The organism is Croceitalea rosinachiae (genome assembly GCF_031846445.1).
Taxonomy (GTDB): Bacteria; Bacteroidota; Bacteroidia; order Flavobacteriales; family Flavobacteriaceae; genus Croceitalea; species Croceitalea rosinachiae.
The window spans coordinates 292,909-306,044 of sequence record NZ_JAVRHR010000003.1 but is presented as its reverse complement, the minus strand read 5'-3'; the positions used below and the strand labels follow the sequence as shown (position 1 = coordinate 306,044).

At 35.6% G+C, this 13,136-nt stretch carries 17 protein-coding genes and 1 tRNA gene; 5 read left to right on the top strand and 13 right to left on the bottom strand.

Features of this window, described 5'->3' with window-relative positions; all coding sequences use genetic code 11:
* Positions 1–220: 220 nt before the first annotated feature.
* Positions 221–370: an SsrA-binding protein gene (locus RM706_RS13980; protein WP_311352614.1), complete on the top strand. Its 150-nt coding sequence runs from the start codon at positions 221–223 to the stop codon at positions 368–370.
* On the opposite strand, the gene RM706_RS13975 is transcribed toward RM706_RS13980, so the two are convergent.
* Positions 367–879, bottom strand: a complete 513-nt coding sequence (locus RM706_RS13975) for an adenine phosphoribosyltransferase (RefSeq protein WP_311352612.1) — start codon at positions 877–879, stop codon at positions 367–369. The two genes, RM706_RS13980 and RM706_RS13975, sit on opposite strands and share 4 nt — an antisense overlap.
* 64 nt (positions 880–943) lie before the next feature.
* Here RM706_RS13975 and RM706_RS13970 point away from each other — a divergent pair.
* Positions 944–1,017 (top strand) — tRNA-Arg (locus tag RM706_RS13970).
* 272 nt (positions 1,018–1,289) lie between these two features.
* On the opposite strand, the gene RM706_RS13965 is transcribed toward RM706_RS13970, so the two are convergent.
* Positions 1,290–1,664 carry a nuclear transport factor 2 family protein gene (locus RM706_RS13965; RefSeq protein ID WP_311352610.1) on the bottom strand — a complete coding sequence of 125 codons (375 nt, stop codon included), beginning with the start codon at positions 1,662–1,664 and terminating at the stop codon, positions 1,290–1,292.
* A gap of 122 nt (positions 1,665–1,786) precedes the next feature.
* Entirely contained in the window at positions 1,787–2,218 is a 432-nt protein-coding gene (locus RM706_RS13960) for a cysteine hydrolase family protein (RefSeq protein ID WP_311352608.1), read from the bottom strand.
* Positions 2,219–2,316: 98 nt separating this feature from the next.
* Between RM706_RS13960 and RM706_RS13955 the strand changes: the two genes are divergently transcribed.
* A complete protein-coding gene (locus RM706_RS13955; protein WP_311352606.1) occupies positions 2,317–2,853 on the top strand; it encodes a hypothetical protein in 537 nt (178 codons plus the stop codon).
* A gap of 23 nt (positions 2,854–2,876) precedes the next feature.
* Here RM706_RS13955 and RM706_RS13950 read toward each other — a convergent pair whose 3' ends face one another.
* Both RM706_RS13950 and RM706_RS13945 read right to left on the bottom strand, forming a co-directional pair.
* A complete protein-coding gene (locus RM706_RS13950; RefSeq protein WP_311352604.1) occupies positions 2,877–3,695 on the bottom strand; it encodes a YybH family protein in 819 nt (272 codons plus the stop codon).
* An 18-nt stretch (positions 3,696–3,713) separates the two neighbouring features.
* Positions 3,714–4,139, bottom strand: a complete 426-nt coding sequence (locus tag RM706_RS13945; protein WP_311352603.1) for a winged helix-turn-helix transcriptional regulator — start codon at positions 4,137–4,139, stop codon at positions 3,714–3,716.
* Positions 4,140–4,250: 111 nt separating this feature from the next.
* On the opposite strand from RM706_RS13945, the gene RM706_RS13940 reads away from it, so the two are divergent.
* Together RM706_RS13940 and RM706_RS13935 are read left to right on the top strand one after the other, a co-directional pair.
* Positions 4,251–4,745, top strand: a complete 495-nt coding sequence (locus RM706_RS13940; protein ID WP_311352601.1) for a DinB family protein — start codon at positions 4,251–4,253, stop codon at positions 4,743–4,745.
* Between the two features lie 14 nt (positions 4,746–4,759).
* On the top strand, positions 4,760–5,542 hold the full coding sequence (locus RM706_RS13935; RefSeq protein ID WP_311352599.1) for an SDR family NAD(P)-dependent oxidoreductase: 783 nt from the start codon (positions 4,760–4,762) through the stop codon (positions 5,540–5,542).
* Positions 5,543–5,686: 144 nt separating this feature from the next.
* On the opposite strand, the gene RM706_RS13930 is transcribed toward RM706_RS13935, so the two are convergent.
* The 8 genes from RM706_RS13930 to RM706_RS13895 all read right to left on the bottom strand — a co-directional run bounded on the left by RM706_RS13930 (position 5,687) and on the right by RM706_RS13895 (position 13,088).
* A complete protein-coding gene (locus tag RM706_RS13930; RefSeq protein WP_311352597.1) occupies positions 5,687–6,193 on the bottom strand; it encodes an ankyrin repeat domain-containing protein in 507 nt (168 codons plus the stop codon).
* Between the two features lie 11 nt (positions 6,194–6,204).
* The gene (locus RM706_RS13925) at positions 6,205–6,699 is read right to left on the bottom strand and encodes a DinB family protein (RefSeq protein WP_311352595.1); all 495 of its coding nucleotides are present in this window, start codon (positions 6,697–6,699) and stop codon (positions 6,205–6,207) included.
* A 27-nt stretch (positions 6,700–6,726) separates the two neighbouring features.
* Positions 6,727–7,731 (bottom strand): hypothetical protein, encoded by a 1,005-nt coding sequence (locus RM706_RS13920; RefSeq protein WP_311352593.1) that lies wholly within the window; start codon positions 7,729–7,731, stop codon positions 6,727–6,729.
* 89 nt (positions 7,732–7,820) lie between these two features.
* On the bottom strand, positions 7,821–8,876 hold the full coding sequence (locus RM706_RS13915; RefSeq protein WP_311352591.1) for a DJ-1/PfpI family protein: 1,056 nt from the start codon (positions 8,874–8,876) through the stop codon (positions 7,821–7,823).
* Between the two features lie 100 nt (positions 8,877–8,976).
* On the bottom strand, positions 8,977–9,516 hold the full coding sequence (locus RM706_RS13910) for an AAA family ATPase (protein WP_311352589.1): 540 nt from the start codon (positions 9,514–9,516) through the stop codon (positions 8,977–8,979).
* 41 nt (positions 9,517–9,557) lie between these two features.
* Positions 9,558–10,499, bottom strand: a complete 942-nt coding sequence (locus RM706_RS13905; protein WP_311352587.1) for a GlxA family transcriptional regulator — start codon at positions 10,497–10,499, stop codon at positions 9,558–9,560.
* A gap of 411 nt (positions 10,500–10,910) precedes the next feature.
* Complete coding sequence (locus RM706_RS13900; protein ID WP_311352585.1) at positions 10,911–11,918, bottom strand: alpha/beta fold hydrolase; 1,008 nt, start codon at positions 11,916–11,918, stop codon at positions 10,911–10,913.
* 60 nt (positions 11,919–11,978) lie between these two features.
* On the bottom strand, positions 11,979–13,088 hold the full coding sequence (locus RM706_RS13895; protein WP_311352583.1) for a hypothetical protein: 1,110 nt from the start codon (positions 13,086–13,088) through the stop codon (positions 11,979–11,981).
* Positions 13,089–13,136 lie beyond the last annotated feature (48 nt).

Genomic DNA, 13,136 nt, shown 5'->3' with positions numbered 1-13,136 from the left:
TCAAAAAAACATATGGTAGCTTTAGTCAAATTTATTATAACAATAGTCTTAAGTCTAATCACCGTTATGCTATAGTTTAAATAAAATTCATCAATCAAAAAAAAGGGGACTCATCACCCCTAATTAATTAAAAGTTTCGTCAAATCAGAAACTACATTTAAGAAAAGGCTAGATTTTCATCTGGCCTTTATTTTTTTGTATTTTGTCAAAAATTGGAAGAATGCAATCTCTTTTTAAACTTTTGGCTAAAATCAACAAGGTAATCCTCCCATCGTATACTAAAAAGGGGCTTGATTTAGCCAAAGCCTCCAAGTTTCAGTTAGTACTTATTGGTTGGCGGTATTATGTAACCACAAAGGCCTTAGGTTAATAGTTTAGTAAGGCCTTAACATCATAACCTTTTAATTTAGAAGCCCCATGCAAAAAGGTTAATTGTATCAAAAAATTACATTGCACCACTTCGCCACCTAAATTTTCGACCAGTTTACATACAGCTTTTGCAGTACCCCCTGTAGCCAATACATCATCGTGCACTAATACTTTTTCGCCCTTCAAAATTGAATCGTTATGCATCTCTAAAGTATCTGACCCATATTCTAAATCATAAGATTCTGAAATTGTATCGTAAGGTAATTTGCCAACTTTACGAATAGGCACAAATCCGGCATTGAGCTTAGAAGCTAGCATTGGAGCAAAAATAAAACCCCGGCTATCAACCCCAACCACCTTATCAATTTTTTTACTATTTATTAAATCATATAAAGAATTACTAGCGTTATTAAGGGCTTGAGCATCTTTTAAAAGCGGAGTAATATCTTTGAAAACTATACCGACTTCAGGAAAGTCTTGAATATCTCGTATAAATGGTTTAAAATCCATTGAATAATGATTAAGCGGTTTTGTAGTAAAGTTAAAAAGAAATATATTTGCACCCCATTAAAAAGGCCTCGTAGCATAACTGAATAGTGCACTTGATTACGGCTCAAGAGGTTGCAGGTTTGAATCCTGCCGAGGTCACAAATAAGTAGTTCGATAATAAAAAACGCCAAGCTTGCTTGAGCGTTTTTTATTTGAACTATTTTCAAAGCGGAGCTTTATCAACAAGGAAGAAGTCATTCCTGCCAAGGTCAGTAGTAGCGAAACTCCAAACGAATAAAAAAGGCCGTAAAGCTTCAGCATAATGTTTACTGGTTAAGGATAAAGTTAATTGATAGTAATCTATCTTGAAAGTATGCTTATTTAATTAACCTAAAAAACTTAGCAGTGTTAGTTTTATATCTCGTATTGCTTTAGCTAGAAGCTTTTTTACTCAGATTTTCCGTTAGTAAAGTCCATTTTCCATTTTGATTAATCAGAACTGAAGTTCCAATTCCGTTTCCTTCTGCATGTTTATCGTTAATAATTCCACTCCAAGCAAATTCAAATAAAAAAACGGCTGTTGCCTCGGTTTTTAGTATCCATTTAATATTTTGCATCGAATACTCTTCGCTCTTAATTAGCGAAAAATTATTTTCAAATGCCACTTTGACTTTTGGCTTTCCTATATGAACAGAACCATTTGAGAATGTTACACAAACATTATCATGAAATAAAGGTTCAACGCTTTTCCAATCCTGAGTTCTTAGGGCTTTTTCGTACGCTATAATAAAATCTTCTGGTTTCATTCTTATTTGGTGTTTGGTTTTAATTGCTGCCAAATTGTTCTTATTCGTTCAGCTTTCTCTACTTTAATTTTTCCTTTAGTTGATATCATATTTTGACAAACCCAATTGTAATGTTCAATAATTTATTTGGTTTTGAAATATAATCTTTCTCCGGTCGTATGTCCATCCTTGACAACTGTTATATCAAAATCTTTTGTCAGGGCAGATCGAATTGTCGATTCTACGGGGAAGTCGGTTGCACATCCAGCAATAAACAATTCATTTACTTTCAATTCTTTTAGTTTTGAGTGAAGTTCTGACGTATAAAAAACGTCATTTGCATATTTGTCAATTATGATATTTTCCTGTCCAACATTTAGTACATCTAAATTTTCCCAGTCGGTTGAATTTTTTTTCAGATTCTCCAGTTCCAGTTCCATCATTTTTGATATAAAAACAGGGTGATTCAATTCACGAAATAACTCTGCAAGTTTGTTTATTCGGTTAACAACTCCATTTGTATCAAATCTCGGTGATTTCGCCGAGAAAGAGCCTTTTTGCATATCAACTACCAAAAGTGCTTTTCTGTTTTCAATTAATCCTAATGTGTTTTATAAATGTATATATTATCGTATTTAGAAAATGAAAAATCAGAATCTTTCAATCGTTTTAATTGACGATAAAACTAGTTTTATTAAGAAAGCAGTTGCAATATAAAGTTAGTTTTATAGATTTGCAATCAAATAATTTTAAGAGCAAATATCTTATGGATAATTATATGCAATCTGTTTTGATATCGGGAAGTAATGACAAAATCTTTGGTGCCCTTACAGTTGGCATAGATAAATGGTGGGGTGAAGTAAATCAACAGGCTAATAATCTTGGTAGTATCTTCAAAGTATCGTTTGGAGAGGCATTTTGGGTATTTAAAGTAACTCATCTTGAAAGAGATAGTACCATTACTTGGGAATGTATTGAATCGAACCAAGTGCACGCTGGTCTAAAAGGAGTAAGGGAAGAATGGTTAGGAACCAAATTGCATTGGAACATCACCTCTAAAGATAATCAGACCACCAATGTAGATTTTCTACACGAAGGTCTTGTTCCTACATTTAACTGCTATGATGTTTGTTCTAAAGCCTGGGACTATTTTATCACAGATAGTTTAAAATCTTATATCGAAGAAGGTATCGGCAAACCTGAAAAGTAACCCATTATAGTTGCAGCTGTATTTCAAAAATTAGAATCGATAAAAACTTTCCATCTCCCACCAGGTTCTTTTTTCCAAACAATTACATATTTTCCTCCATAGCTTCCAGCGCATTTTCCAATTTCAAAAGCTATATCCCCCGTTACGATTTCAACTATTAAGGGTTTAAGGGTTAGGTTGTAATTGTCATTGTTCATATACCGATATTCCTTTGAAATATTTTCAGCACCTATAACCAATGGCTTGTGGTTAAAATAAATCGCATCGGATGTGTATAGCTTTTTGACTAGATTTTCAGCATTATGTTTATTGCATAATTGTATCCATAGGTCTCTTCTTTTAGAAATTTGGTCCTTTAAAGCTTCGGGGTCAGAAATATCCCTTTTTACCGTGTATTCAAATTCCCTCACCTTTACTCCATCGATAGATTTCCAGATAACCGCCTGCGCATATTCCTTAGCTTCTGCAATTCTATAGCTGATCAGTTCATAATGAATACCTTCACTTTTATTCGCTTCGGAAAGAAACAATGTCTGACTTTCGGTTATTTCAGTGCTTAGGTTTATGTAATAATCGGCAATAGCCGAAGAGCCGGCAATTATACTATCTGCAGAGACGATTTTGAAAGCATTGTCAGAGTAGTTGTCTTTTATGTTGGCAAGGCTTTTATTTTTTATAGCATCTAGCCAAGAAATAGGTTTAGTAGAAATTTCTTCAGATTGAATTTCAGTAGCAATCTTGTCGGTGTTGTTTCCAGAAGCATTCTCTTTTTTTGTGGTTCTTTCTCCGCAGCCCACAAAAATGAACAGCACAAGTAGTATAGAAATATGGAATGGTTTCATATAAGGTATAAGCAGTGTTTATTTTTCTAAAACCAATTCCAATTCCTTCTTTAATTCATTCTGCATTTTGTTCTGCAATTTCTGTCCGCCAGAAACAAGCTCATTAACATGAGTCCTATCTTTTTCAGACACCTCCCTATGCTTAGTACTCCAATGTGCAATATCTATCATTACGGGCATTAGATCTATTCCCTTTTCGGTTAGACTATATACATTCTTTTGTTTGTGATGTTCATCTTTGGTCTTCACTAGAATTCCAAACTGTTCTAATTTATTCAACCTATCAGTTAGAATGTTACTGGCTATTTTCTCATCGGAACCCAACATTTCTCTGAAATATCGCTTTCCATCAAACATCACATCACGGATGATTAACAACGTCCACTTATCTCCAAACACTTCCAATGCCTGATTAATCGGGCAGTCTGACTTAGAATTTTTCATATGCACTAATTTTATTACAAAACTAGTTGCAAAACACAATTAGTTTTATATATTTGTCTAGTTGTTTTTTGCAACCAGTCAAATATACGATAATATGTATGAATTTGAAATATGGAAATAGACTTATCAATTACGCGCATACTCGAACAGTACGATTTTCACAGTAGGCTTTATGTCAATTGTTTAGCAGATATAAAACCAAAAGATGCGCAGAAAAGAATTAACCAAAACACGAACCATATTGCCTGGCTTGCAGGCAATCTAGTTTCGGTAAGATATCGATTGGGAAGCAGTATTGGACTAAAGGAACGGGATACTTTTTATGAAATATTCAAAGACCAAAGACCTATTCAAAAACATATTACCTATCCAGATTTGGCTCCTTTACAGGAAGATTGGAACAGAATCGCACCGCTTTTAAGGAATAGACTTTTATCATTAACTGAAGAAGAACTTATAGCCCCTCAGCCTTTTGCGGCACCATTATTGGCCAAACCCAATCTCTTGAACACTATTTCTTTTTTAATCGATAGGGAAGCATACGCTATTGGTCAATTAGGGTTGCTAAGAAAAATATTCGGCTACGAAGCCATGAGGTATAATTAAACAAAGCATAAAAAATGAAAAATCAATTATTGAAAAATAAGAACGCTCTCATCTTTGGAGCTAAAGGAGCACTTGGACAACAGGTTGCTAAAGCTTTTAAAGAGAATGGGGCTAATATTTACTTGTCAGATATCAATGTCGATGGTATTGAATCATCGGAATTAGGAGAAATCAGAAAGGTAGATACCTTAAGCGAAGAAGAAGTCAACGGGTATTTTTCATGGTTCGACCGTGAAAAAGTGCTAATAGATATCGTCATCAACCTTAGTGCATCCAATCCTGCGGAATACAACCACGGAAAACCTGCATTGGATGTTTCTTTAGAACAATTTTTAATCCCTCTAAAAACAACAACCGCAAATCAATTTATTACCGCAAAAACCGCATTCCCGATTATGTCAAAACAAAATAGTGGTGTAATCATTTTCATAACCTCTACTTTGGCAAAAGTAGGTTCCCCTTGGAGTGCCGCACTTACTGCTTCACATGCCGCGACCGAGGGCTTGGTAAAAAGTCTGGCCACCGAATGGGGTTCTGAAGGTGTTCGTGTTATCGGGGTTCGCTCTGAGGCTATGCCCGATTCTCCCGCCATTGATTATACCTTTACCACTATGGGAGAAAATATGGGTCTGAGTAGGGATGAAATGCAAGGAGTCATAGAGCAACAAAAAACCGCCTTAAAACGACTGCCTTCTACAAAAGAAACTGCTGATATAATTGTTTTGGCAGCCTCTGATTTAGCTGGATATATGACGGGAACTATGCTGAACCATTCAGGTGGGCATATTCTAGAATAGGCCAAAAAAGTTGTCCAAAAAATGCTTTATCATCAGAAAAGTTAGAAAAGTATGGGTGCTTACAGTCATGACCAAAATGAATATGGTTAAGAATAGGAAGGCACCCTTTTTATTCACCTTACGGCTTCATATCAGTATAGCTGGTTATTTCAGTTTAATACTCTTTTCCGTCATTCCTTTCTCTAATAAGTAATCATACAATTCTTTTGAATCATCTCCTCCAACCTCGGCATGATGAAGTAAGGTTAGTCCATGTGCCCCTTTAGCGAAAATCAAATTAGGGTATGCTTCCAAAGTTGGTTTTACCAAACTCGTTCTCCCAAGCATGGTCAAAACGAATAAGTTTACTCTTGCCCCTTTTTGGATAAGGTAGTTCGCAACTTCTTTGTTTCCCTTATGACCAGCACCTTCTATGGCTTCTTCAAAATCGCCATTTCCCCAATCATATCTACTATAGATAAGATTTGGATAGTCATTTAACATATTCCTTACCTTATCTAAATTAAAATGTCCGGCAAGAACAAATTCTTTCACCAATTCAGTTTTATAAGGTTCTGGTTCTGTTTGATTAACTCCAAAACTCAGAGTTGGGACTAAACCTAATCCCAAACTACCTACAACTCCTTTCTTTATAAATCCTTTTCTGTCCATAAGTATTTATTTTAAGCTTTCTCTATTATCCTTCTTAGCATCGCTATTTGGCCATTGTGCCACATCTGATGTTTGACAGCAAAAATCAAAGACTCATATTTGGTTTTAGCCACTGGATTCGGCACCAATGTTTGTTGTTCAAGCTCACTTTCAGTCATATCCTTTACAACTTTCAATACTTCCATATTACAGAGACTCAATCCGTCTAAAATTTCTTCTCTTCCAGGACGTTCTTCTATATAAGCCGATGAATCCGAGTCTTTTTGAAAGTATTTTTTAAAGCGATCAATTTCCAGTGCACTTTGAAATTCATATGATGGCTGTGTTATGCATCCAATAGCATGCCAGTAGTTATCATGCAGAATGTGGCCAGAAAGCCAATGAATATTTGTATTTACTACCGATGGCGTAACTTTCCATTGTTCTTCATCTAAACTGGAGATTAGACCAGTTGTCCAGTTATGGATAAATTGAAACTCTTTTGCTAATATTTGATTTATTGTCATTGCGAAAATCTTACTTTTCTATTTTCTTTATTTGTATAAGTATTCAGCCGCAGCATCTCCCATTTTTCGATGATTATGGCCGACATCGGGTATGATTTCTAATTTCCAGTTAAAATCCAATTGCATTTCTTTTGCTGTCGCTTTGGAAGTTTCAAAGAAGTATTTTGCTCTTTCGAATCGATGTAGCCCTTGTAAATCTGCAGACCTGGAGCGGAGAAGGGTACCACCAGTTTCATCTTCATTGTCAAGTTCACCGGTGAACACGACTAAGTTTCTTGTGAAAGACTTTCTTAAATCCTCTTTGTTAAGCCCTGTTTCCTTAAGACCAAATGGAGGTGCCGCGTCGAAATCAGGAAGGGTGTAAAATCCGGAATTTGAGGCCAAGATTCGATTGGCTTTTGAAGTAGACCCTAAAACAGCCAAACGATGTAGAATCTGGCCGCCTGCCGAATGGCCAAAGGCATCATACGTTGTTTGATTTGAGTTAAGAGTATTTACCGCGAGGTCAAAAATTCTATCGAAATCATTGAATATCCATTCGTCTTTATTTGTATTTATGGTGAACGTGAACTTGTCTTCTTCAAGTTTTACCATATTGGTGTTCTCAATACGGGAAATGCTATTTCTTAAATTAAGATTTCCCATCACACCGCATAAGTGGTAGTCCTCAAAGGGATAATTTTCTTCCGCATACATGGGCGAAAGAATAAGAACGTTGTATTTTTCTGATTCTTCAATCCATGCATCGCGATAGCTGTCGCCATTTCTTCCTGCTCCAGGAATAACCAATAATATTTTGGAATCTGCATTGAAGTTCTTAGGCTTGTGGTAATAAACTTTTATTGGTTTGTCGACTTTGCCCTTTCCACCTTCAATTAAAAATACTCCAGAACCTTCTTGAATATTTATTTGGTTCAACACAAGTTCTTTTCGCTGTCTTAGGTCACTCTTTTTAAGAAGAGCCATATCGCAATGAGGGCAAGTACCTAGTGCTGAAAAGCTAAGTTCATCACAAGACAGGTTGCATGGCATACAAACATAATTGCCTTCGCTGCCTTTACATGAAAGAACAACTACTAGTATTAGTATAGTTATGAGATGGTGTACCTGCATTTTTATGATTACTGCTTAATAAATTGAACTGGATGCTCGCTAGACTCCATACGTATAACTTCATTGTTTTTGTTTCTTATAAAAGTTACATGCTCCTTATTCATTCTTGAAAACTTATCCTCTTTTTCATGAAAAATGGGAACTCTATTTTTACCCAGATGAGCATATAAACCTTTTTCTCTCTTATCGACTTTAATGACTACTTGTATTCCCGATTCATTTTCATAGATGCCCGCATAATCTTCCAACTTTTTAAGGTTGATTAGATTTGTATAAGGATTATCCTCAGAAAGTATCATTCCTTCTCCGGGCACCCATTTGTCATATTCCATAATGAATGCAACCTCACGAGCTTTGTTAAATCCTTGCCACTTGGCAACTAGGTGCAAGGCACCATCAATTCCCGCCGATATGCCGGCAGTTGTAATCACTTTACCATTATCAACATATCTTGCATCTCTTAAGACTTTAGTTTCTTTATAGTTTTCTTCAAGATAGTCCAATGAACTGTGAAAAGTAGTAGCTGTTTTATTTTTCAAAATGCCTGCTTCTCCCAAGAAGAAAACACCTGTGCAAACGGAAAAATAATTGTCCAATTCATCAAATGACTTGATCCATTCAGAAACACCATTATTAATAATGTCCAGACCCACATTACCTCCAAAAAAAGCAATAACATCAACTTTAGGAGCATTTTCTATGGTATAGTCTGGAATAATTTTGAGTGTGCCTTGACTAACTATGGGCTCAGCGGTTTTCGATACTATTATTACTTTGTGCCCCGCCGCAGTAAAAACCTCCAAGGGGCCAGCAAAATCTAATATTTCAACACCGTCATGCAGATAAAAAGCGATTTTCTTTCTGTTCGAGTCAGCTTCCAATTCTTCTATCCCCATTTTTGCTTTAAGTTCATTACTATCAGACTTGTATTCGTCGCTGTGTCTAAATTCCAATGTGTCAGATGGTAAGTGACGAAGGGCAGTACTTGAATAGACATTTAGTGCCGACCAACCGCTGTTCAAAGACAACAGAGTAATGACAATAATCACTATGTTTTTGTTCATCATTTTTATTTTACTTGTAAAAGTATGTGGGTTATAAATGTCAATCATGCCAACTGTGCGCAGTATCAGGACATGACTAAAAAGTACTAGTTTAAGATAATCATAAAGTTTTTATTTCATTCATTACTTTTTTCACATTGCTATTCAGTTCAATTTCTCCATTTAATCTCAATATTTTGCAATCAAGCAATTCGATCCAATTGTTGTGAACCTTTAATGTTCTCCCGTTAAAATTTGGATTTTCATATTGGCTTGCCCAATCCAAAAATGCTTTTGAGTTCAGCTGGATTGTTTTATCGGTAAAAAGTTTTTCTCCATAGCGTTCAGCTTCACGTTTTTTCAGTCGTCTCATTCTTTCGGTGTTTTCTAACCAGATAAAAATGGCTAAATCAAATGCTGCTTCCCATTCTTTTCCCCAACTTACCAATGAGCCACTTACGACAACATTCTCAAAATTGTTGAAATTCACTTTCAGATTTTCATTTCTTTGAGTTAGTGGTATTTTTTCTTTAAAAGGAGGGTTTGTTTTCTTCCAGTAATAATCATCAACGTCTAAGTGCTTAAAGCCTGTTCTTTTTTCAATTTCATTTGCAAGTGTTGTGGTTCCAGAACCCGATGCTCCAAATAGTAGAATTTTCATTTTAAAAGATTGCTTTCTTGGTCTTGGTTAAATTACCGGTATTAAGAGAACTTATTATGCTTTTTTAATAATGTCCTCAATTGGTTAGTACTATTTAGTCCACAGGCGTTCGCTATTGTTTGCATTTTGTTACTTTCTTTCAACATTTGCGAGGCTCGTTCAACTCTAAGTTTCTCACGATAAAAACCAATACTAACCCCGGTGGTTTTTTTGAACAAACGAGATAAGTTTCGACCGCTCATGCCAACCGCTTCTGCAATATCTTCTTGGACAATTGATTTTTCAAGATTTTTAAGAATATAGGTTTGGGCATCATGAATTCTGTTTTCCATATGATTTCTATATTGCAAATAGGGGTTAACTTGATCATCAGATTCTCCTCGACGAAAATAAACCACCATTTCCTTTGCAACATCGACCGCAAACTTTGCACCTAATTCTTTGTCTATGATATGTAAGGACAAATCAATTCCTGCAGTTACGCCAGCGCTGCTATAAATGTTCTCGTTGGCTACGAACATCTTATTTCTTTCTACCTTAATATTAGGATACCTTTCATTAAAATCTTCAATTCTATTCCAATGCGTAGTGCATTTTTTTCCATTCAAAATGTCGGCTTCGGCTAATAAAAATAGGCCCGTGCAAACAGAACAGATCTTAACATTTTTTGAATTTTGTATTCTCAACCATTCGAAAAAACCTTTGCATTTAGATAAAAACGAAATGTCTGATAACGTTGAAAAAGAGATTCCCGGAATGAAAACATAGTCAGTTTCTGAAAGCGTAATTTCCTCGAAAGAAACCATGTTTGTTAATGCCAGACCTGCACTACTTGTGACACTATTATTTTCCTCAAAAATGGATGCAAACTGTAAATCAAATGAGGCTCCATATTCATTTGCCTCATAAAATGCATGAATAGGGCCATTCAAATCCAAAAGATGCACTTTCGGAGGAACTATAAAAACTATTTTTTTAGTCATCAGTTTGTTAATAAGATTTGCTGGGTTTAAAAGTTAGTTATTTTGTTTTTTATTTATCGCTGCTTTGAATAAATGTTTTATCATTCTCTGAACCGATATTCAAAATTGTAGAATATAAAAACTTACCTTTTCTTTGGGCAACACTATGGGTTCTTGATTTATCAAGTTATTGGTAACCTAGGAATAGAGAATGTGAAACATTCAAATGAAATATTCTTCATATGTTACTTGCTTTTCATAACCAAATTCAGAATACCCTTCGCATAAGCCTGTCATGTTTTTTCTAAGAAGTATTAAAAGTTCTGATTTGTACTCATTGGCCATCATCAAAATATCTTTATTGCAATAAGATGTAATTATGGGAATATTGAATTGTCGATGTTTTGCTTTTTGAAGAGTGAACCTAAGTGTTTAATTATTTAGGGTTTGTCTAAGAGTCTTTGTAAGATTTTTAGGTTGGTCAATCCATAATAAATGCCCGGCTCTTTTTATACTTGTAAATTCAGCTCTTGGTACTTCGGAAGTCCACTTTCGGAAGATATGGTTGCCCATATCAAAACGGTCGTGATCTCCGATAATAACGGAAATAGGATAAGATTGCTCTTTAAATTCAGAGATAAAATTCCAACCTTTTTCTGGATAGGTTCTTTCAGTCAATCCATAAACGTTATCTTTATATAGGGCTTTGCCGTTGTTGAGTTTATTCCACTTCCCAATATCGTACAGCATAATATTGGCAAAGTTGATTCGGTTTTTTATGGTTTCTTCTTTTGAGGATAGTTTTGGTTGTACCCGTAACAAGTTTTGATGCTTCAGCTCCTTATCCAATTTCTCGTTTGAACTAAAATTTTCATAGGCCTTTTGTGAATTTTGTAATAGTTCTATATCCTCATCAGGAAATGGGTTTTTCAGAAAAGCGGGACTTACCAATACCAGTTTTTGGATATGTTCTGGAAATTTTTGGGCATAAGCACTGGCCAGTACTGAACCCATCGAGTGTCCCAAAATTGTAAGCTTGTCCAGCCCTAGTTCCTTTCTCAAAAGTTCAACATCCATTATATGGTTGTCATAGGTAATAAGGGAATCAGGAAAAGGAGAGCGAAGGGAACCGCGCTGTTCGTGGGCAAAGAATTTGTATTCATTTTCAAGTGACCGTATAATATCGATCATGCCGCTGTGTTCAGCTCCCCATCCGCCGTGAAGTAATACAATCGTATCAGTACCATTGCCAAATTCTCGAACATAGATTTGCGGGTCAGTTTCCCAATCACCCGTGGATAGAAACCAGCTCTGCATGCCAAGTGTTTCATTTTGGTTTTCTGCACTAGGTTCTTGCCACTTTTTCTCGGGTTTCTCGATGCAAGATGCCATAATCGAAATAAAGGGTATTAAAGCGTATTTTACGAAGAAGTTTTTCATAGATAATTTGATTTATTTAGAATGTCTTTTTTTGCTTTCAACAGGAAAAGGAAAAGAGTATTAATCTTCAACCCGAGCGATAAAGCCCCAATTCGTATGCTGGTTCCTTCCCAGATACCTAAAACCTTTTCCAAAAAAGGCAGCATCTCCTTCTACAATGACAATAAGTTCGTTTTTTCCTTCTTTCAAGGGTAAGCCTATAGAAAAAGTACTATCAAAAACCCGTTCAAATCTTATTTTTTTATATGTAAAGAGGTCGTTTCCGTTTAAGATTATTTTGACTCGTCCCACAAAATCAAAATGAAGGTTCTTAATAGATTGGTTATCGGCTTCTATGCTGGTCTTGGCCACTAAGACACCCCTCGGATGTTTAAAATATCGGGAGAAATTCACATAGGAATCTTCAACCATATTAATAGTTTTCCAATTATCAGCGACATTGGCCCTCTTCAAGATGTTATCAAAATAATCGGTGATGGTATCTCTAGGGAACTGTTCGGATATTTCCCATTTGGTCAAAAAATCTGTTTGGGGCAGGGTCTTTTCTTTAATTTCAGTGTTTGTCAGCGCTTGCCAGGTAATGTTGGCAAAGTAAGATGGTCCAAACAGGCTTCTAAGCAAAAGCTTCCCACTATCAACAGGGTTATCCAAAATAGAAATATTCATTTTTGGTTCAGGTTCATCATTTACAAAAACTTTCAAGTTCTTACCCCTAACCTCAAAAGCTGCATGAAACCACTCCAGGGACTTTATGTCTGTTGAGGTCTCATAAACTGGATAGTTATAAAAGACCCAACTTAGTGCACCATTATAAATTGGAATGTACTGGATGGCCTCACTGGTATTACCCATTTGCGGTCTAAAGTAAATGAATTGATAATTCATTCCATCCTTGGCATGAAACCCCAATCCCGACATCACCTGTCCTGCAATATCCATTTCCACCCTAAAATTTTTGGTGTTTATATCATCTAATAAGGCAATGGAACTACTTGTACCATCCAATTTTAAGGCCCGCCTTCCTTTGAACAATGTGTCTTTTAAGACTACTTTTTCATTGTCTTCTGAATATACTATATATGCTCCTTCTTGAAAAATTGATTGTTGTCCATTGACAAACAGCATTGAAAACAAAACGATAAATAGTAAATTAGTGTAACGGATTTTCATTTTGATTGTCTTTTTACATATAAAATCCAAGCTATGAATACTTTGGTT